Genomic DNA, 18,751 nt, shown 5'->3' on the forward strand with positions numbered 1-18,751 from the left:
GGATGATAGAACGATATACGCGTCCGGAAATGGGCGCCATCTGGAGCGACCAGAATAAATATCAGACCTGGCTGGATGTTGAGGTCGCCGTATGTGAAGCCCAGGCGGAGCTGGGGGCAATCCCCACACCGGCTGTGAATACTATACGGGAAAAAGCTGATTTTACTGTAGAACGCATTCTTGAAATCGAAGAGGATGTGAAACATGATGTCATTGCCTTTTTAACCACGGTTGCGGAATATGTCGGGCCGGATTCGCGCTATATCCATGCGGGTATGACGTCATCTGATTTGCTGGATACGGCGCTCGCTTTGCAAATACAAAAAGCATCCGAACTCATCAGAAAAGATCTTTTGGACATTCAAGCGGTTTTGAAAGATCAGGCGCTGCGTTACAAGGATGTTGTCTGCATTGGACGAAGTCATGGAATCCATGCCGAACCCACAACGTTTGGGCTTAAAATGGCGCTCTGGTACGATGAAATGCGCCGCAATCTGGAACGGTTTGAGCATGCCGCCCGGAATGTCAATCGGGGTATGATTTCAGGCGCGGTCGGAACCTTTGCCTTTATTGATCCGCAGGTTCAGGATAGGGTGTGTGAAAAACTTGGCCTGGATTCCACCCCTGTTTCAACGCAGGTGATTCAGCGGGACGTACATGCCGAGTATATGACCGCTCTGGCGCTTGTGGGAGCCACAATTGAAAAAATTGCCGTTGAAATACGGCATCTGCAGCGCACCGAAGTGCTGGAAGCGGAAGAATCGTTTGCTAAAAAACAAAAAGGTTCATCAGCCATGCCGCATAAACGCAATCCCATTGCCAGTGAAAATCTGAGCGGACTGGCGCGTCTGCTCCGCTCCAATGCATTGGCGGCTATTGAAAACGTAGCCCTGTGGCATGAACGTGATATCAGTCATTCCTCCGTGGAACGGGTTATCTTTCCGGATAGCTGTATTTTGGTGGATTATGCATTGGCTCGGTTGACCCGGGTGTTGAAAAATCTTCTGGTGTATCCGGAGCATATGGAACGGAATTTAAATCTTACCCAGGGCCTGATTTTTTCTCAGGCTGTACTGCTTGAACTGACCAAAGCAGGCTTTACCCGTGAACAGGCCTACAAGCGGGTGCAGGATAACGCCATGGACTGTTGGAAGAACAATCGTTCATTTCAGCAAGCTATTTTGAACGATAACGAGATTACAAAAAAATTAACCAAAGAACAAATTGAATCCTGTTTTGATAAAAAACATGCGGTACGGCATGTTGATTCGATATTTCGAAAAGTGGGATTGCTGTAGATATTAATTTTGGGTCATTCAGGAAGGAGAACGTTGTGAAAGAAAAAATATTTGATTCTAATGAATTTGAAGGCATATTGACTGACAAGGACGATCAGGTCTTGATACTATTCAAAAATGATCTGGTCTCGCTTAAAGGTGAAAAAAAAGGAACGGCCAAACACAAAGCAAGAATTAACTGCAAACTGGCTGTCTATTTGTATCGTCTGATTTCCAGTTATCTGGTGTTGACACACTTTGATAAACAAAAATCGGAAAAAGAAATTCTTGTCAAGCCTGTCGAAGAACTGCCTTTTCATGTCAAAATTACAAATTGGCAAGACAAGCAAAAACTCAGCGGTCCGAAAATCGAATACATACGGGATGATGAAGACGATGAACAGGTTATTGATAGTGATGCGATTCTTTCCGAGGAATGGATGGGACGCCAGAGTTTGACCGAATTGCGGCGTAACAGTTTGAAAATCAACGTGGTGCTGACGGATTTTTTCAAACGCCGGGGGCTGGATTTAACCACGCTGCAGTTGCGTTTTGGGAAAATTGATGAGAATCTGGGTGTGTGCAGACCGATCACGTTTGATCGTTGTGAACTCAAAGAAATCGACGGGAGCCAGCAATATGATTATGCGGCTCTGAATCGCAATTCCGATAAAACGGATGGACTCTATCAAACTCTGGATGAAAGGATTATATTTTAACCCTATGAGAATACATCGAGAAGGTTGGGCCACATTGGCTGGATTGGCTGTGTTTATCATGGCCACAGGAGGGTTTGCCTGGTATTTTCAGTTAACGCCGCTGCTTGTATTGACAGCGATTGTGATGGTCTTGTTTGTGTTTGTGATCTATTTTTTCCGGGATCCCGAACGTAGGCCCCCGGAAGGTTTGCAGTATGTGGTGTCGCCCGCTGATGGAAAAGTGGTGGATGTGGTGGATATTAATGAAAAAGAATTTTTCAAAGAGTCTGTTACCCGGATTTCTATTTTTCTTTCCTTATTTGATGTGCATGTAAACTGTTCACCCCTTTGCGGGCAAAGTGGAACATCTTTGAAATGCAAACGCGGAAATTTTTATCCCGCGCAGACAGAGCGTGCAGCAAAATGCAATGTTTCTCTGTTCACCGGTCTGGAGACCGAGTATGGAAAGCTGGCGTTTCGTCAAATTACCGGCATGCTGGCCAGACGTATTGTTAATTATCTAAAGCATGATCAACGCGTGGATACCGGTCAAAAAATCGGCATTATCAAATTTGGTTCGCGCGTGGAAGTTTATCTCACCGATGCGTTTGAATGCCGGGTTCAGGAAGGAGACCGGGTTCGAGCCGGAGAAAGTATTATCGCAGCAGTGGCTGACCGAAATCATGCAAGATGAGCGATATTTAACAATCCCCAATCTGTTTACATCCATTAATTTATTTTGTGGATTTGTATCCGTAACTCTGACCGTTGCCGGAGATTATTCTGCGGCTGCCTGGTTGATCGTGATTGCCGGGATTATCGATGCGTTTGACGGGTCTGTGGCGCGTTTGCTCGATGGGCGCACGGAATTCGGACTGGAGATGGATTCTCTGGGAGATGTCATCTCTGCCGGTGCGTTGCCCCGTCTGTGCTGGTTTATGTGTATCATTTTCGCTTTCTGGGCCATCGCGGAGCTCTGGGCCTGATATCTGGCCTTTATGCCTTTGCTGTTTGCTACATTCAGGCTGGCTCGTTTTAATGTTTTAGCCTATCGTGAAGGTAAAAAACGTGATTTCTGCGGAATGCCCGCTCCGATGGCTGCTGCAACATTGGCAGCCGCTGTTATTATGGCTGAATTCACCGGAATGCCCGTTTTCCGCAGGGTAATAGTGGTGTTAATCCCTTGCGTGAGTTTACTGATGGTGAGTCGGATGGAGTTTGCGGGTTATCCCCGGTTTACTCTGAGAGAACGCGGCAGAAACCGGACACGTCTCATTATACTGATGATCACAATCGTGGTTGCATTTTTTACACCGGAACTCACGCTTTTTACCGCCATGATGATTTATCTTGTATCCGGGCCTGTTTTGTTTATAAAGGAACGAACATCAAAACAGGATCGTTAACAGACTATAAAGTAAATGTTAAATGATAGGAATGTGTTAAGATATTGATATTTATAAAGTAACAAAAATTTAGGCATTGTTTTTTTATCTTGAAGAATTGCTTGAATTTGAACTTAATGCTTGCAATTTATAATTCTCTGCAATATATTTTTAGTTCATCTTTGATGGAGGTTGAAATGTTTCCGGCAATGGGTATGCAAGAACTGTTAATTATTATGCTCATCGTCCTGTTGTTGTTCGGATCCAAACGTTTACCGGATATTGCCAAAGGCATTGGTAAGGGTATGCGGGAGCTGAAAAAGACAGCGGAAGATGTTAAAAAAGAGATTGATATTCGTGATTAATTAATATTTGGAGGACTGTGCAATGTTAGGTTTTCTTGGCGCACCGGGGTCCGCTGTCGTGTTGTTTGTGGTTTTGCTGCATCTTTGGCGGGGAACGTTGCCGGAATTGGCAAAAGGGATTGCGGAAAAGGTCTGCGTGATTTTAAAAAAGCATCCACAGAGGAAGATAAACAGCCTGATACTCAAACCCCTGAAACATCTGAAGAAAAAGAGACAAATAAAGAATAATCCCCTTTTAACGTGGTAAAAGGCATGGCTTGGGTATGCATGCCTTTCGCATCTCAACAGACTAAACCGTTTATTCCAATTATTGAAAAACTCTAACGAGGACCAGACGTATTTTGCAAAAGTTAGGACAAGACTTTACAACGATACGAAACGGCCTGAAAAAAGGTGATACAAGCTGTGCCGAATTGACAGCCGCTTATCTGGAGCGTATTCAACACAGCGAACTGGATGCATTTATTTCCGTTTTTGAACAGTCCGCCATGCAACAGGCTGAGCAGGTGGATCAAAAATTGCGTGACGGTAAAGCCGGGAAATTGGCCGGTCTCGTTTTGGGTGTCAAAGACCTGATTGCGTTTAAAGACGGTCTGACCACGTGTGGATCAAAACTCCTGTCTAATTTTAAATCCCCTTACAATGCCTTTGTCATCGACCGGTTGAGTCGGGAAGATGTGATATTTATCGGTAAAACCAATATGGATGAATTTGCCATGGGTTCATCCAACGAGACCTCCTTTTTTGGTCCGGTAAAAAATCCGCATGATTCTGAGCGTGTGCCGGGAGGCTCCTCGGGTGGATCCGCTGCTGCCGTTGGGGGTGGATTGTGCACAGCGGCATTGGGCAGCGATACCGGCGGTTCCATACGACAGCCCGCTGCCTTTTGCGGGGTGGTGGGATTAAAGCCGACTTATGGTCGTGTGTCCCGTTTCGGCCTTGTGGCGTTTGCATCTTCACTTGATCAGATCGGCCCGATTACACACTCGGTCAGCGATGCCGCATTGCTGATGAATGCTATTGCCGGCTATGATCAGCGGGATTCTACCTGTGCCGAATTGCCAGCGCCGGATTATACAACATTTTTAGATCAGGATGTCAAAGGGTTGCGTGTGGGGTTGCCCGGCGAATATTTTGCCGAGCAGCTTGACCGTCAGGTCGAAGAGCCGATACGCCGCGCTGTGGAGAGGCTGAGCGCGCAAGGCGTGGAATTCGTTGATATATCCCTGCCGCATACGGAATACGGTGTGGCGGCGTATTACATTATCGCCCCGGCAGAGGCCTCAGCCAATCTGGCACGCTACGACGGGGCACGCTATGGAAAACGGGCGGAGACGATACAAAATCTCGAAGAGATGTATGTAAAATCGAGAACCGAGGGATTCGGCGAAGAAGTCAAACGCCGAATTATGCTGGGAACCTATGCGTTGTCATCCGGCTATTATGAAGCCTATTATCTCAAAGCGCAAAAAGCCCGTACCCTGATCAAGCAGGACTTTGAAACCGCCTTTAAATCAGTTGATTGTATCCTGGGTCCTGTTGCCCCGACAACCGCTTTTAAACTGAATGAAAAAATAGATGATCCTTTGACCATGTACCTCACGGATGTATACACCGTCCCCGTGAACCTGGCCGGCCTTCCCGCTCTTTCTTTACCCTGCGGCAAGGATGATAACGGTCTGCCCGTCGGTATGCAATTGATTGGAAAACCGTTTGATGAAGAGACCCTGATAAGGATCGCGGATTTTTGGGAAAAAATGCAATGATTTCACGGAAAACAATATGAGATACGAACCTGTAATTGGTCTTGAAGTTCATATCCAGTTAAAAACAAATACGAAAATATTCTGCGGCTGCTCCACGCAGTTCGGCGCTGAACCGAATTCCCAGGTCTGTCCCGTCTGTCTGGGAATGCCCGGGGTTCTTCCCGTGTTGAACAAGCGTGTCATAGAGTTTGCCACGCGGCTTGCGCTGGCTACAAAGTGCCGCATCAATGAACAATCCATATTTGCTCGGAAAAATTATTTTTATCCGGATTTGCCCAAGGCTTATCAGATCTCTCAATTTGAACAACCTTTTTGTGAACATGGAGAGCTCCTGATTGAGGTGGACGGCGAGCCCGGCACGATAGGTGTTACCCGCATTCATCTTGAAGAAGATGCCGGCAAATCACTGCATGCGGAATCGTTTGTCTCGCGTGATGAAACCCTGATTGATGTGAATCGCTGTGGTGTTCCCCTGGCTGAAATGGTCAGCGAGCCGGATTTCCGATCGCCGAAGGAAGCCTATGAATATCTGGTGCGTCTGCGCCAAATTGTCCGTTACCTGGGTATCTGTGACGGCAATATGGAGGAGGCAGTCTGAGGTGTGATGCCAATATCTCTGCGTCCCGCGGGTAGAGCCACTCTCGGTGTTAAAACCGAATTGAAAAACATGAATTCGTTTCGCGCCGTCGAAAAAGCCCTGGAATTTGAAATTCATCGTCAGGAAATGATGTTAGAGTATGGAAAGCCTGTGCAGCAGCAGACACTTTTATGGGACGCCAACCGAAATGTTGCAGAGCCGATGCGCAGTAAAGAATACTCGCATGATTACCGATATTTCCCGGAACCTGATCTGGTCCCCATTCAGGTAGATCAGATGTTTGTCAACAGCATCCGCGATGCCATGCCGGAGTTGCCGGCTGCCAAGAAAGAGCGGTTTATTAGAGAGTTTAATTTGCCGGAATATGATGCGCAGGTGTTGACTGAAACCCCGGAACTGGCCGTATATTTTGAAGAAACAGCTTTGCGACTCAATAATAAGAAAATGGTCAGCAACTGGGTGATGGGACCTGTGCTCAGGGCGTTGAAAGAAACCGGCGCTTCGATCCAGGAGTTTAAAATTTCTTCCTCGGCGCTGGCTGAACTTTTGGCCCTGCTTGAGGCGGATGAAATCAGCTCCAAATCCGCTGAAACCGTGTTTGAGGACATGCTGAAAACGGAAAAAACCACAACTGAAATTGTCAAAGAAAAAGGCCTGAAACAGATCAAGGACAGCGGCGTTGTTCAACAAGCTGTGGATCAGGTCATAAACGCAAATCCGAATGAAGTGAACGAGTTTATCGGCGGTAAAGAAAAGATATTTGGTTTTTTAATGGGACAGGCTATGAAGATCACTCAGGGAAAGGCCGATCCCAAACAGATACAATCTCTGTTGAGAGAAAAATTAACTCAATTAAAGAATGAAAAATAATCAGGATATGTAATTATGGTCACAACATCTGATTTTCGCACAGGATTGATCGTGAAAATTGACGGAGAGCTGTTTACCATCACGGAATTTCAGCACGTTAAAATGGCACGCGGAAGTGCGTTTACCCGGACCAAGCTTAAAAATTTGAAAACCGGCCGGGTGCTGGAGAAAACGTTCAGGAGCAGTGATAAACTGGAAGATGTACGTGTAGAACGGCGTGAGATGCAGTTTCTTTATCGTGAAGGTGATATACTGATTTGCATGGACAATGAAACCTATGAACAATTGATGATCGGCGAGTCAGTACTCACTCCCAATGCTGATTTTCTGAAAGAAGGCCAGCAGATCAGTGTGCTGATGAACGGAGACGAACCGGTTGCCGCAGAAATGCCGTTTTTTGTGGAACTTGAGGTAACCGAAACGGAACCCGGAATGAAGGGTGACACCGTATCGGGCGCTACCAAACCGGCCAAACTGGAATCAGGCGGTACCGTGCAGGTGCCTCTCTTTATCGAGCAGGGAGAAAAGGTCCGAGTGGATACGCGTACCTCTGAATACATGGAACGCGTGAAATAAAAACAAAAGCGGGAGTCATTATGGGCTCAAAAAATATTCGTGAATTGGTTAAAATTGTTGAGCAAAGTGGTATAGACGAACTTGAAATTAAAACATGGTGGGGCAAAAATATCCGAATTTGCAAACGTGCCGGACATCCGGTGGATGTGGCGGATTATCCACATCAGACCATACCGGTGCACAGTGGACCGGTATCCGGAACATCCGCTGCGGCCCCGCAACCCGTTGCTGAGGCGCCGGAAGAAAAATCCTTCAAGGCGGGGAATGAATTCAAAGCGCCGATGGTGGGAACCTTTTACTGTTCTCCATCGCCGGATGATGAACCTTATGTTAAAGAAGGTGATGTGGTCACACCCGGTCAGGTGCTATGTATTATAGAGGCTATGAAATTGATGAATGAAATCGAAGCCGAAGAAAAAGGACGTATTGTAGAAATTCTGGTTAATGATTCGCAACCGGTTGAATACAATCAGCCTTTGTTTATAATCGAACCGTTAAGCTAATTCTGCAGGAAAGCCATTGTTTAAAAAAATAATAATAGCCAATCGAGGTGAGATCGCGCTTCGTATTATTCGGGCCTGTAAAGAACTCAACATTCAAACCGTTGCCATCTACAGCGAACCTGATGAAGATTCTCTGCATGTCCGGTTTGCCGATGAAGCTGTCTGTGTTGGACCGGGACCCAGTCCGCAAAGTTATTTGAATATACCGCGGCTGATCAGTGCAGCTGAAATCACCAATGCGGACGCTATTCATCCCGGATACGGCTTTTTAGCAGAGAGCGCTTATTTCGCTGAAATTTGTGAATCGTGCAATCTGCATTTTATCGGTCCGTCTCCCCAGATCATCAATCAAATGGGAGACAAGGCATTCGCAAAAGAAGAAATGAAAAAAGCGGGCGTTCCCACAATTCCCGGTTCGGACGGCGTGATCAAGACCTATGAAGAAGCCATTGAGGTGGCCCGGGACATCGGATATCCGGTTATCCTAAAAGCGGTAGCCGGCGGCGGCGGACGCGGTATGCGTGTGGTCAACGAGCCGGATCAGTTGAGAAATGCTTATCAGTCCGCTCGTGTGGAAGCTGAATCTGCGTTCAAAAATCCGGATTTGTACATGGAGCGGTTTTTCCAGGCGCCCCGCCATATCGAAGTCCAGCTTCTGGGTGACAAACATGGTAACGTGGTGTCGCTTGGAGAACGGGATTGTTCGGTGCAGCGCAAGCATCAGAAACTGATCGAAGAGTCGCCCTCTCCAGTGGTGACCCCGGAAATGCGTGAGCAGTTGAATCAGACTGCGGTGAATGGCGCCAAGCGGGTCGGATACAACAGTGTGGGAACCATCGAGTTTCTGATGGACAGCAAGGGTCAATTTTTTTTTATGGAAATGAATACCCGTATACAGGTAGAACACACCGTAACTGAGCAAGTATTTGGTATGGATCTCATAAAAGAACAGATCGCAGTTGCGGCCGGTGAACCTTTGAGAAAAAACCTGGAAAAGTTTAAAATCAGAGGACATGCAATCGAGTGCCGGATCAATGCAGAAGATCCGTCCAACGGCTTTAGGCCCAGTCCCGGCATGATCACAAGCTTTCATACCCCCGGCGGCGTGGGGGTGCGCGTGGATACGCATGCCTATGCTCATTATGTGATACCACCTTTTTACGATTCGCTGATCGCCAAATTAATCACGCACGGCAGGGACCGCAGCGAGGCGATTGAACGCATGATCCGGGCGCTTGAGGAATTTGTGATTGAAGGCGTAAAAACCACAATTCCGATGCATATTGCAATCATGAATAATGAAACATTTCGGTCCGGGAAATTTGATACTAAATTTTTGGAACAGGAAACTATTTTATATTAAAAAAAAGTTATCAAAGGAGGCGTTATGAACGTACCGGAGGAGTTAAAATACTCGGAAGAGCACGAATGGGTGCGCGTAGAAGATAATGTCGCTACAATTGGTATTACCGATTACGCTCAGGGTGAACTGGGTGACCTCGTGTTTGTCGAATTGCCTTCCAAAGGAGACGATGCGGAACAGTCTGAATCTTTGGGAACCATTGAAGCGGTTAAAGCGGTCTCTGATTTGTTTTCTCCCGTTTCGGGTAAAGTGGTTGAAATCAATGAAAGCCTGGCAGATGACCCTGAAGCTGTCAATCGTGATCCGTACGGAGACGGCTGGATGGTCAGGATCGAACTGTCAAATCCGTCGGAACTTGATGATTTGATGGATGCACCTGCTTATCAAGAAAAAATAAGTTGAGAGTTTATTATGCCTTTTATTCCCAATTCTGATCAGGATCGTCACGATATGCTGAAAGCGATCGGTGTCGAAACATTCAGTGATTTGATCCGGATGATTCCGGATGATGCTTTGTTTGAGGGTGAACTGGATTTACCCGAACCGTTGAATGAACTTGAAGTGAGACGCACCCTGGATGCGCTTTCTCGTGAAAATGAGAACTGTGACGATCATATCTGCTTTTTGGGGGGCGGCGCTTATGATCATTATGTTCCTGCGGCGGTTAAACATATCATTCAGCGATCTGAGTTTTATACGGCCTACACTCCTTATCAGCCTGAGGTCAGTCAGGGTACTTTGCAGTCCATTTATGAATATCAAACCATGATCTGCGAATTGACCGGCATGGATGTGGCGAATGCCTCTATGTATGACGGGGGTTCGGCTCTGGCTGAAGCCGCTCTTCTCGCCTGCGCTACGACGCGAAGAAATACGATCCTGGTTTCCGCTACTGTGAATCCGAATTATGTGGAAATCATTAAAACCTATTGTCACGGCCGTGGAATCAATGTGGTGACCTTGCCCCGCGATAATCATGCGGTTTTTTTGCAAACACTTGAGAAACAAATAAATGACCGGACCGCAGCGGTCATTTTTCAGCACCCGAACTATCTTGGATATTTTGAACCCGTTGAAGAGATTGCGCGTCTGACAAAAGAATCCGGAGCCCTGCTCATTTCTTCGAATGATCCCATTTCTCTAACTGTTTTGCGGCCGCCCGCTGATTACGGGGTGGATATTGCCACGGGTGAAGGACAGGCTCTGGGAAATCCGCTCAGTTACGGCGGCCCCTATCTTGGAATTTTTGCCTCTGACAAGAAATTTGTACGCAAAATTCCCGGGCGCATTGTCGGTAAAACTGTGGATAAAAACGGACAGCCGGGTTTTGTGCTTACATTACAGACCCGGGAACAGCATATTCGGCGGGAAAAAGCGACCTCCAATATCTGTACAAATCAGGGGTTAAATGCGTTGGCGGCAACAGTTTATATGGCCTTGATGGGAAAACAGGGTCTGCCGGAAGTTGCAACGCAATGTCTGCAAAAAAGCCACTATCTTGCGGGAGAGATTTCAAAATTGGATGGATTTGGCATTAAATTTGATGCTCCATTTTTCAAAGAGTTTGTGGTCCAGACCTCTCATCCCGTGGACAAGGTCATGCAGGTCTGCCGGGAAAATAAAGTGTTTGCCGGAATACCCCTGAAGAATTATGACGATAATCTGAGTGACTGTTTTTTATGTGCCGTAACGGAAAAACGGACAAAAAAGGAAATGGATGCGTTTATTAATATTCTTCGGGAACTTTTGTGATTTACAAAAGTATTAGATAAAAATCTTGATTATATAAATGTAATTCCATAACTTTTGAAAAAGGAGAGAGCTTATAAAAATTTGCTAAAGGTCTTTTTAAAATTAAAAAACCATGATTGATATACGAGAGTGTTTAAATTGAACCTTTAGGTAAATTTTTATAGGCTCACTTGCGTTACGGTATAACCGAATGACAACAAGTGAGCTCCATGACGGAGTTGTCTTGATGCGTTCGGTTTTTTTTGTTTTAGGAAACAATGAAAATTATTCATAGGAGGAAGATGATGAATACGAGATTTATCCTGCTAATTGCAGTCCTGATCGTTGCGGTATCCGCGGGACAGGTGTTTGCGGTGAGTGATGCCGCCGTTCTCTCATTGATGATTTCTCCCGGCGCACGCGCCGCGGGAATGGGAGAGGCGTTTGTGGCGGTCGCCAATGATGCAACAGCGCCGTTCTGGAACCCCGCCGGATTGGCCAATATTAAGAACAAGGAACTGCATTTTATGCATTCCAAGTGGCTGCCCAATCTGGCCGATGATCTGTTTTATGATTTTGCTTCTTTTGTCTATCCCATGCAGGATATCGGAACGTTTGGCGTCAATGTCACGTTTCTGAATCTGGGTGAACAAATTCATACGGATGAAACCGGCAATCAGCTTGGAACTTTTAACAGTAACGAGTACTCGATTGCCGCGACGTATGGCACCAAATTGTCGCAGGACTGGGCAGTCGGCCTGGGGCTGCGTTATATTCGCTCAAATCTTTCCAGTGTCAGCGTCGGTGCTGAACAGGGCGACGGAATCGGTAATGCCTTTGCGTTTGATCTGGCGACCATGTACACCCTGCCGTTTCATCGCAAACTGACATTGGGTATGAATTTGTCGAATATGGGCCCTAAAATTACCTATGTTGACGCCGCACAGGCCGATCCGCTTCCCACAAATCTCAAACTTGGTTTTGCTTACAATGTTGTTGAAAGCGAATACAACAAGCTGACCGTGGTGGGTGATCTGAATAAAATGATGGTGACCCGAGACAACGATGGATCCGCGGACCCGTTTTACCAGGCATTGTTCACATCACCCTGGATGGTTGAAGAGACCACGACCACAGAAAATGATGACGGAGAAGAGGTTACGAGCACTGAAAAAATGTTCAACGGAACTGTGAGTGGCGGACTCGAATACTGGTACAGCGGTATTTTTGCTCTGCGCGCCGGTTATTACTGGGATCAACCCGGTGAAGTCGAGTTTTTCTCCTTTGGCGGCGGTGTTCAGTATCATCTGTATCGGTTTGATTTTGCCTACGTGGCGGCGGACGAAGGACATCCGTTGGCCAACACCATGCGCTTTTCATTGACCATCGGTGTATAGAGGTAGATTCACAGCGGGGCTGCGTTTCCGCAGCCCTTTTCTTTTGAGAATTGTTACAAGAGAGTACGGTATGGTTATATCCAGAATACAACGACTGGTTTTTTTTCTACTGATTCCGGTATGGCTTTTTGCAGCAGAGTCTTATCCATTCAAAAAAAATGCCCACCGCCTTACCCAAACGGATCCCCTTGGGACCATTCAAAGATTTCTTCAGCAGGATCAATCGTCGCAGCATCGGGATACTTTGAAAATTATGGCGCTGCGCGCCGAGTTTGTTGAGGATAATCTGGCAACAACCACGGGAAACGGTAAATTCGATCTGTCCGATACCTCCGGTTACCAGATAGACCGGCCTCCGCACAACCGGACGTATTTTTTGCACCAATTAATGGCGCTAAAGAATTATTTTAAAACCGTGTCCAACGGTAATCTGATTTTGGAATATAAGGTCTGGCCGTCCGGTGAAACGGACGCCTATCCGCTTCCGGAGAATATGGTTTACTATAGCGGCGAGGAAGATACCACCAAACAGAAGATTCGCTGGTGTGAACTGGTGCGCGATGCCGTTGCGGAAGCCGAGCGGCAGGATGCCCCCGATTTTTCCGCTTATGATGTGTTTCTCATATTCCATGCCGGAGTCGGAGCGGATATTCCGTTTGATTTCGATACCGACACCGTACGACATTCAATCCGCGTTTGTCGATTTTGAAACATTCCGGAAAGACGTTCCGGTGACAATGCACCCGGTTATCAGGGGGTGCCTGCAGGAGATACGTTTGTCAAAGAAGCGATTATTCTGCCGGAAACCCAGAATCAGGAAGACCAGAATCTGGGGCTTCTCGGAACCATGACCCTGTTGATGGGCAGCCAGATCGGTATGCCCAGTCTGTTCAATACCGAAACCGGCCGCGCCGGCGTCGGAAGGTGGGGGCTGATGGATCAGGGGTCGTTCAATTATAACGGTCTGATCCCGGCTCATCCCTGCGCCTGGACCAAACTGTATATGGGGTGGGAAGAGCCCGTCGTGGCCAACGCTATCGACGAAATCGAGATCGGTTCATTTTCCACACAGGCCGATCACCTGATAAAGATACCCATATCCTCCAGAGAATATTTTCTTCTGGAAAATCGTCAGCGCGATCCCAATAACGACCGTCTGAGTTTCGGGCGCGATGAACAGGGACGCCGCGCCCAGTTTGATTCCACGTTCTCAATTGCTGTAGAATCCGGACTGGGTGTGATTACACGTGTTGATGAATACGATTTTGCGCTTCCGGGGTCGGGGATTCTGATCTGGCACATCGATGAACGTGTCATCGAAGAGAATCTTGCCTCCAATACGATCAATAATGATATCGATCACCGCGGCGTGGATCTCGTAGAGTGTGACGGTCCCCAGGATATCGGTCAGCGGTACGGGATGTTCACACCGGGTTACGGAACCGAATCCGGTGATTATTGGGACCCCTATTGGGATGACAATATCTCGCATAAATATGTAAATGGTGAAAAACCCGTCGAGTTTTCATCGACCAGTATCCCGAGCAGCAATGCTTATGGACAGGCCAGAACGTTTATCCGCATCTCTGAATTCAGTTCCCGGGATACCCTGATGACCTGCCGGATTTCCAATGATCTGCATGTGCCCGGATTTCCGCAGTACGCCGATTCGCCGTTTGGGCCGGGCGCGCTTCGATGGCTGAATGATCGTGCCGAATCCGGAAACGGCGTCATTTCCGCTGTGTCCCGCGACGGCAAGATTTACGCCTGGAACCGTGACGGCAAACTGATTGACAATGACGAATCTGCAACGTTCACCGATTATACCGGCCGTTCCCGTACGCTTCCCGTGGCCCTGGCCGCTGATCTCCAGGATTCGCTAAATGTTGCGCCTCTGTCTTTTGATTATGACGCTGACGGATTTGAGGACCTGGTCCTCCTGTCCCGTTCCGGTCATGTGACCGTGTGGTCTTTGAACGACCGGGATGACGACGGAATAGCGGATACACTTGCTGCTGTAAAATTGGATCATGTTCCAACGTCCGCTGTAATCTCGGGGGATAAACTCCTGGTTGGCACTCTTTCCGGTGCAGTGTACTGGATCAACCTGTCTTTTAATTTAACGGTTGAACACATAATCAATGTATGCAGCGAACCGATTTCTCACTGTCATGTGGTGACCGCTGAAAATACGGCTGTTTTTACATCCACAGCCGGACAGATATATGCCTATCAAATGAATTCGAGTCCGCCCGAACCGGCATGGCAGTCTCCCCTGGCCGGAAACGGCGATGCGTTTTACAGTGTCTCTGTGCGTGAAAAGAACGGACAGTTGTCATTGCCGTTGGCGGTTCTCTCCAATGACGGTGCATTAACCCTCATCGACAGCCAGGGCAATGTTTACAAAAAAACCGAGCCGAATATTGCATTTACCAACAACAGTCCGCCTGCATTGAGTGATCTGGATGCCGACTCGATTCCGGAAATCATTTTTGCGGACGCCCGGCATCTGGGCGCTTATGACTGGACCACAGGGGTGCCGGTGATGAATTTCCCCAAAACCTTTTCTCAGGAAAATCCCGGCGGTTATGCTCCGTCTCCGGTGTGCCTGAAAAACGGCTTGATTGTACTGGCTACCTCGAACGGACTTTTACGCGTGTTTGATTCAAAAGGGGAACAACGGAAGATTCAGCCGCTGCAAGGTCCTCTGACTGCCGGCGGTCCTTTGCGCACGGAACCGGTGCTTGCCGGAAATGTGTTTGATGAGACTGTATTGTTCGCACTCTCTGAGGATGGATTTTTAAACGCCTACGGACTGTCTGATATGCCGGCGACCTGGGCTCAGTACGGCGGAAATGCAAAAAATCAGTTTTCCATGTATTTTGAGACATCCGCAAACCCGGCCCCGGAAGACAAAAATATTTTAAGTAAAGCCTTTTGCTATCCGAATCCGGCGCGAGGTTCGGAAACCTTTATCCGCTTTCGGCTGCAGAAGCGGGCGGAACAGGTCAGTCTGAGAATTTATGATATTGCCGGCGATCTGTTAACGGAAATCCAGCAGGTCGAAGCCGCAGCCGGTGATAATGAAATACGCTGGGAGCTGGATCAGGTGCAAAGTGGCGCTTATATTGCCAGACTGCAGGTAGACAGTTCGACCGAAACCCGAGTAAAGTTTATTAAAATTGCTGTGATCAAATGAGAGATATACGGAATTTATTAATAACGTTCTTTGGATGTATTTCGCTGCTTGCCGCTCAGACCGATTATCATCACCCGGAACTGGACTGGTATACGCTCGAAACAGAACATTTTCAGATTCACTATCACCAGGGGGCTGAGCGCACAGCCCGGGTCGTGGCTAAAATCGCTCAGGATATTTACGATCCCGTTACAGATTTGTACGATTGGGAACCCGACGGACCGGTGCATTTTATCATCAAAGACCATGATGATATCTCCAATGGTGCGGCGTATTATTATGACAATAAAGTCGAGATATGGGCGCCGCAAATGACATTCATCCTGCGGGGGACGCATAATTGGCTGCGCAATGTGGTCACCCATGAATTCAGCCATATGATCTCACTCGGCGCCGCGCGTAAAATGTCCAGGCATGTTCCTGCTTTTTATTTTCAATGGATCAATTATGAAAAAGAAAAGCGTCCGGATGTGCTGTACGGCTATCCCAATGAAATAGCTTCATATGCCGTGGCAAACACGATCATCCCGATGTGGCTGGCCGAGGGCATGGCGCAGTACATGGCTCCGGATCTGGATTACGACCGCTGGGACACCCACCGCGATATGCTGATTCGAACAGCGGTTCTGGACAGCAGTCTGCACTCTTTCACTGAAATGGGTGTGTTTGGCAAAAACAGTATCGGCAATGAACGCACCTATAATGCCGGATACGCGCTCACCCGCTATATCGCTCATCATTTTGGTCCGGAATCCATGCAACAGCTCACGGATCATTTGAATGATCCGCTGACTTTTTCAGTGAACGCGCCGATCAATAAAGTGACGGGTCTGGATGCTGACGAATTGTATAAACAATGGCATCAGCATCTCATCCGATATTATCAACATGCGACGGATTCCCTGCGAAATCATACAGTGGCCGGCGAAAAACTGGTAAACAAGGGGATTGGAAACATTGCACCCGTCTGGTCTCCGGACGGCCGTCAAATTGCCTATTGCGGTTCTCCGGGCTCGGATTATCTGACCCTGACGAGCCTGAAGGTTATGTCTTTGCAGGATAATAAAACGCATGTTTTGAAATCCGCTGTTAACAGTAAATTGTCCTGGTCGCCGGACAGCTCGCGCCTGCTTTACGCCCGCAAAGAGGCCAATAAACATCATTCTCATTATAATGATCTGTATGTGTATAATCTCGAGACAAAAAAAGAAATCCAGCTGACCCGGGATCTGCGGGTGATGGATCCGGTCTGGATGCCGGATGGAAAAAGAATGCTTGCCGTACAGCAGGCAGACGGAACGGATAATCTGGTATTGATTGGTGAATCCGGTAAAATCGAAAAAAGACTGACAAACTACCGCTTTGGCCAGGGTGTATACGGTCCCTCTGTGTCTGCTGACGGACGTTATGTTGTGTTTTCCCGTTCCCGCAGCCACGGCCGCAATCTGTTGTTATACGATTTCGATACAGAAATTCTGGATACGCTTATTTCCGAGGGGGATGCCCGCGATCCGTTTTACACCGATGACGGACGCATATTTTTTTCCTGGGATCGCTCCGGGATCGCCGATATTTACAGCATCAAACCGGATCAGGACGATCTGAACTTGAAACAATGGACCCGGGTTCTCGGCGGCGCGTTTATGCCCGCGTACCATGATTCGGCCGGGCTGGCGTTTTCACTGTTTGATTCAAAAGGCTACAAGATATCGGTCATCCGTCATCCGGAGCCGCTGAACAACCAGAACGCCTATCAACCCGATCCTGAAATCGCTCCGGAATTATGGCTTGATATCGACAGCTCCCGTCTTGCGGACGTCAGACATTATGACGATACTCAGCTCCCGGATATGGAAGCGCAAAAATACGGCATCACCTATGGCGATTTGATGTTTATGCCCCGTGTTATGATTGATTCCAATCAGGTTAAACTGGGTACATATTTTTACGCCAACGAGATACTGGATCGATTGAATGTGTTCGGCGGCGTCGGTATGAATGCGCGCAAAGACCTGGATGCGTTTTTGATGTTTGAATGGAAAAAATGGCGCCCCACTTTGTTTACAGAGTTTTATGCGGTCACCCGAAATGTCGAACGTACTATTGCCGTTATCGAGGATTATCCCAAAAAAGTGCCGGTTGATATCTCGTTCCGTCTGCTGGAAGGGGATATCGGCGCCCGCTATCAAATTACCGATCATCAGACTTTGCAGGCCGCCTATGTACACAGCCAGTATATGAGTCATATTCATAGTTTCTTTTTTGAACCGCAGGGTATCCAGTTTGAATCACCGGCCAATACTTATTTTTATGGCAATCATTTGCGGCTGAACTGGGATATTGATCAAAAACCCCCGTCGGTTACTTCGTCCATCAGTCCGTCCGCCGGACGCCAAATCAATGTCGAGTATTCTTTTGAATGGAATCGGTTCTTTGAGGATTTTTCAACCGAAGACGAAGGTGTTCTGCCCAAACGTATTTATACAAACTATAACTATAACAAGATACAAGTGGCATGGCACGAGTACCTGGGTATTCCGTTTTTGCGCGACCATAGTTTGAACGCTTCATTCAAAGCCGGTTATATCGATCGGCCGGTGGATAGTTTTTTTAATTTTTATGCTGGCGGTTTGCCGGGTTTGCGCGGTTATCCGTTTTACAGCATTGAAGGCCGGAAAATGTTCATCGCCCGTTTCAATTACCGTCTGCCATTGTTTACACGCTGGCAAAAACAGTTTTTTCATCTGACCACCAATCATGCCTATCTTACGGCGTTCATGGATGTGGGTGATGCCTTTGACCGCGATGCATTCGATGTGTCTGAATTGAAAAAAGATGTCGGACTCGGCCTGAGACTGTCACTGTTTTCGTTTTACGGATTCCCGACGGCCCTGTCTGTAGAAGCCGCTTATGGCCTGGATACTGTTTATAACCAGGATCTGGCCTATGGCAATGAATGGCGTTATTATGTCACACTATTGTTTGATTTTATGAATTAAAATCAAAGCTTGGAGGAAATACGG

The 18,751-nt window shown here is 47.4% G+C and carries 16 protein-coding genes and 1 pseudogene; all 17 read left to right on the plus strand.

Features of this window, described 5'->3' with window-relative positions:
• Nucleotides 1-2: 2 nt before the first annotated feature.
• The 17 genes and pseudogenes from purB (at nucleotide 3) to U5R06_00790 (ending at nucleotide 18,727) form a co-directional block, all read left to right on the plus strand.
• Nucleotides 3-1,298: an adenylosuccinate lyase gene (purB, locus tag U5R06_00710; protein MDZ7721364.1), complete on the plus strand. Its 1,296-nt coding sequence runs from the start codon at nucleotides 3-5 to the stop codon at nucleotides 1,296-1,298.
• A 35-nt stretch (nucleotides 1,299-1,333) separates the two neighbouring features.
• Nucleotides 1,334-1,996: a phosphoribosylaminoimidazolesuccinocarboxamide synthase gene (locus U5R06_00715; protein ID MDZ7721365.1), complete on the plus strand. Its 663-nt coding sequence runs from the start codon at nucleotides 1,334-1,336 to the stop codon at nucleotides 1,994-1,996.
• A 4-nt stretch (nucleotides 1,997-2,000) separates the two neighbouring features.
• Complete coding sequence (locus tag U5R06_00720; GenBank protein ID MDZ7721366.1) at nucleotides 2,001-2,669, plus strand: phosphatidylserine decarboxylase; 669 nt, start codon at nucleotides 2,001-2,003, stop codon at nucleotides 2,667-2,669.
• Nucleotides 2,659-2,961: a CDP-alcohol phosphatidyltransferase family protein gene (locus tag U5R06_00725; GenBank protein MDZ7721367.1), complete on the plus strand. Its 303-nt coding sequence runs from the start codon at nucleotides 2,659-2,661 to the stop codon at nucleotides 2,959-2,961. Before U5R06_00720 ends, U5R06_00725 begins: the two co-directional genes overlap by 11 nt.
• A 12-nt stretch (nucleotides 2,962-2,973) precedes the next feature.
• Nucleotides 2,974-3,381: a hypothetical protein gene (locus tag U5R06_00730; protein ID MDZ7721368.1), complete on the plus strand. Its 408-nt coding sequence runs from the start codon at nucleotides 2,974-2,976 to the stop codon at nucleotides 3,379-3,381.
• 194 nt (nucleotides 3,382-3,575) lie between these two features.
• Nucleotides 3,576-3,725 (plus strand): twin-arginine translocase TatA/TatE family subunit, encoded by a 150-nt coding sequence (tatA, locus tag U5R06_00735; protein MDZ7721369.1) that lies wholly within the window; start codon nucleotides 3,576-3,578, stop codon nucleotides 3,723-3,725.
• Between the two features lie 341 nt (nucleotides 3,726-4,066).
• A complete protein-coding gene (gene gatA / locus U5R06_00740; GenBank protein ID MDZ7721370.1) occupies nucleotides 4,067-5,491 on the plus strand; it encodes an Asp-tRNA(Asn)/Glu-tRNA(Gln) amidotransferase subunit GatA in 1,425 nt (474 codons plus the stop codon).
• A 16-nt stretch (nucleotides 5,492-5,507) separates the two neighbouring features.
• A pseudogene (gene gatB, locus U5R06_00745) lies at nucleotides 5,508-6,959 on the plus strand (Asp-tRNA(Asn)/Glu-tRNA(Gln) amidotransferase subunit GatB).
• 15 nt (nucleotides 6,960-6,974) lie between these two features.
• Nucleotides 6,975-7,535, plus strand: a complete 561-nt coding sequence (gene efp / locus U5R06_00750) for an elongation factor P (protein MDZ7721371.1) — start codon at nucleotides 6,975-6,977, stop codon at nucleotides 7,533-7,535.
• A 20-nt stretch (nucleotides 7,536-7,555) separates the two neighbouring features.
• On the plus strand, nucleotides 7,556-8,038 hold the full coding sequence (gene accB / locus U5R06_00755) for an acetyl-CoA carboxylase biotin carboxyl carrier protein (GenBank protein MDZ7721372.1): 483 nt from the start codon (nucleotides 7,556-7,558) through the stop codon (nucleotides 8,036-8,038).
• Nucleotides 8,039-8,054: 16 nt separating this feature from the next.
• Nucleotides 8,055-9,401 (plus strand): acetyl-CoA carboxylase biotin carboxylase subunit, encoded by a 1,347-nt coding sequence (accC, locus tag U5R06_00760; protein ID MDZ7721373.1) that lies wholly within the window; start codon nucleotides 8,055-8,057, stop codon nucleotides 9,399-9,401.
• A gap of 24 nt (nucleotides 9,402-9,425) precedes the next feature.
• On the plus strand, nucleotides 9,426-9,803 hold the full coding sequence (gene gcvH / locus U5R06_00765) for a glycine cleavage system protein GcvH (GenBank protein MDZ7721374.1): 378 nt from the start codon (nucleotides 9,426-9,428) through the stop codon (nucleotides 9,801-9,803).
• Between the two features lie 9 nt (nucleotides 9,804-9,812).
• Nucleotides 9,813-11,153 (plus strand): aminomethyl-transferring glycine dehydrogenase subunit GcvPA, encoded by a 1,341-nt coding sequence (gcvPA, locus tag U5R06_00770; protein ID MDZ7721375.1) that lies wholly within the window; start codon nucleotides 9,813-9,815, stop codon nucleotides 11,151-11,153.
• 281 nt (nucleotides 11,154-11,434) lie between these two features.
• The gene (locus U5R06_00775; protein MDZ7721376.1) at nucleotides 11,435-12,529 is read left to right on the plus strand and encodes a PorV/PorQ family protein; all 1,095 of its coding nucleotides are present in this window, start codon (nucleotides 11,435-11,437) and stop codon (nucleotides 12,527-12,529) included.
• Between the two features lie 70 nt (nucleotides 12,530-12,599).
• On the plus strand, nucleotides 12,600-13,238 hold the full coding sequence (locus U5R06_00780; GenBank protein MDZ7721377.1) for a hypothetical protein: 639 nt from the start codon (nucleotides 12,600-12,602) through the stop codon (nucleotides 13,236-13,238).
• A gap of 48 nt (nucleotides 13,239-13,286) precedes the next feature.
• Entirely contained in the window at nucleotides 13,287-15,728 is a 2,442-nt protein-coding gene (locus U5R06_00785; protein MDZ7721378.1) for a T9SS type A sorting domain-containing protein, read from the plus strand.
• Nucleotides 15,725-18,727, plus strand: a complete 3,003-nt coding sequence (locus tag U5R06_00790; protein MDZ7721379.1) for a hypothetical protein — start codon at nucleotides 15,725-15,727, stop codon at nucleotides 18,725-18,727. The genes U5R06_00785 and U5R06_00790 overlap by 4 nt, the downstream gene beginning before the upstream one ends.
• Nucleotides 18,728-18,751: the final 24 nt, after the last annotated feature.

The organism is candidate division KSB1 bacterium (assembly GCA_034521575.1).
GTDB lineage: Bacteria > Zhuqueibacterota > Zhuqueibacteria > Residuimicrobiales > Krinioviventaceae > JAXHMJ01.

What these genes read in the sequence shown, in the direction of transcription:
- purB (MDZ7721364.1), top strand. Translation starts at nt 3, where the DNA reads ATGATAGAACGATATACGCGTCCGGAAATGGGCGCCATCTGGAGCGAC.
- U5R06_00720 (MDZ7721366.1), top strand. Translation starts at nt 2,001, where the DNA reads ATGAGAATACATCGAGAAGGTTGGGCCACATTGGCTGGATTGGCTGTG.
- U5R06_00725 (MDZ7721367.1), top strand. Translation starts at nt 2,659, where the DNA reads ATGCAAGATGAGCGATATTTAACAATCCCCAATCTGTTTACATCCATT.
- U5R06_00730 (MDZ7721368.1), top strand. Translation starts at nt 2,974, where the DNA reads ATGCCTTTGCTGTTTGCTACATTCAGGCTGGCTCGTTTTAATGTTTTA.
- tatA (MDZ7721369.1), top strand. Translation starts at nt 3,576, where the DNA reads ATGCAAGAACTGTTAATTATTATGCTCATCGTCCTGTTGTTGTTCGGA.
- efp (MDZ7721371.1), top strand. Translation starts at nt 6,975, where the DNA reads ATGGTCACAACATCTGATTTTCGCACAGGATTGATCGTGAAAATTGAC.
- accB (MDZ7721372.1), top strand. Translation starts at nt 7,556, where the DNA reads ATGGGCTCAAAAAATATTCGTGAATTGGTTAAAATTGTTGAGCAAAGT.
- gcvH (MDZ7721374.1), top strand. Translation starts at nt 9,426, where the DNA reads ATGAACGTACCGGAGGAGTTAAAATACTCGGAAGAGCACGAATGGGTG.
- gcvPA (MDZ7721375.1), top strand. Translation starts at nt 9,813, where the DNA reads ATGCCTTTTATTCCCAATTCTGATCAGGATCGTCACGATATGCTGAAA.
- U5R06_00775 (MDZ7721376.1), top strand. Translation starts at nt 11,435, where the DNA reads ATGATGAATACGAGATTTATCCTGCTAATTGCAGTCCTGATCGTTGCG.
- U5R06_00780 (MDZ7721377.1), top strand. Translation starts at nt 12,600, where the DNA reads ATGGTTATATCCAGAATACAACGACTGGTTTTTTTTCTACTGATTCCG.
- U5R06_00790 (MDZ7721379.1), top strand. Translation starts at nt 15,725, where the DNA reads ATGAGAGATATACGGAATTTATTAATAACGTTCTTTGGATGTATTTCG.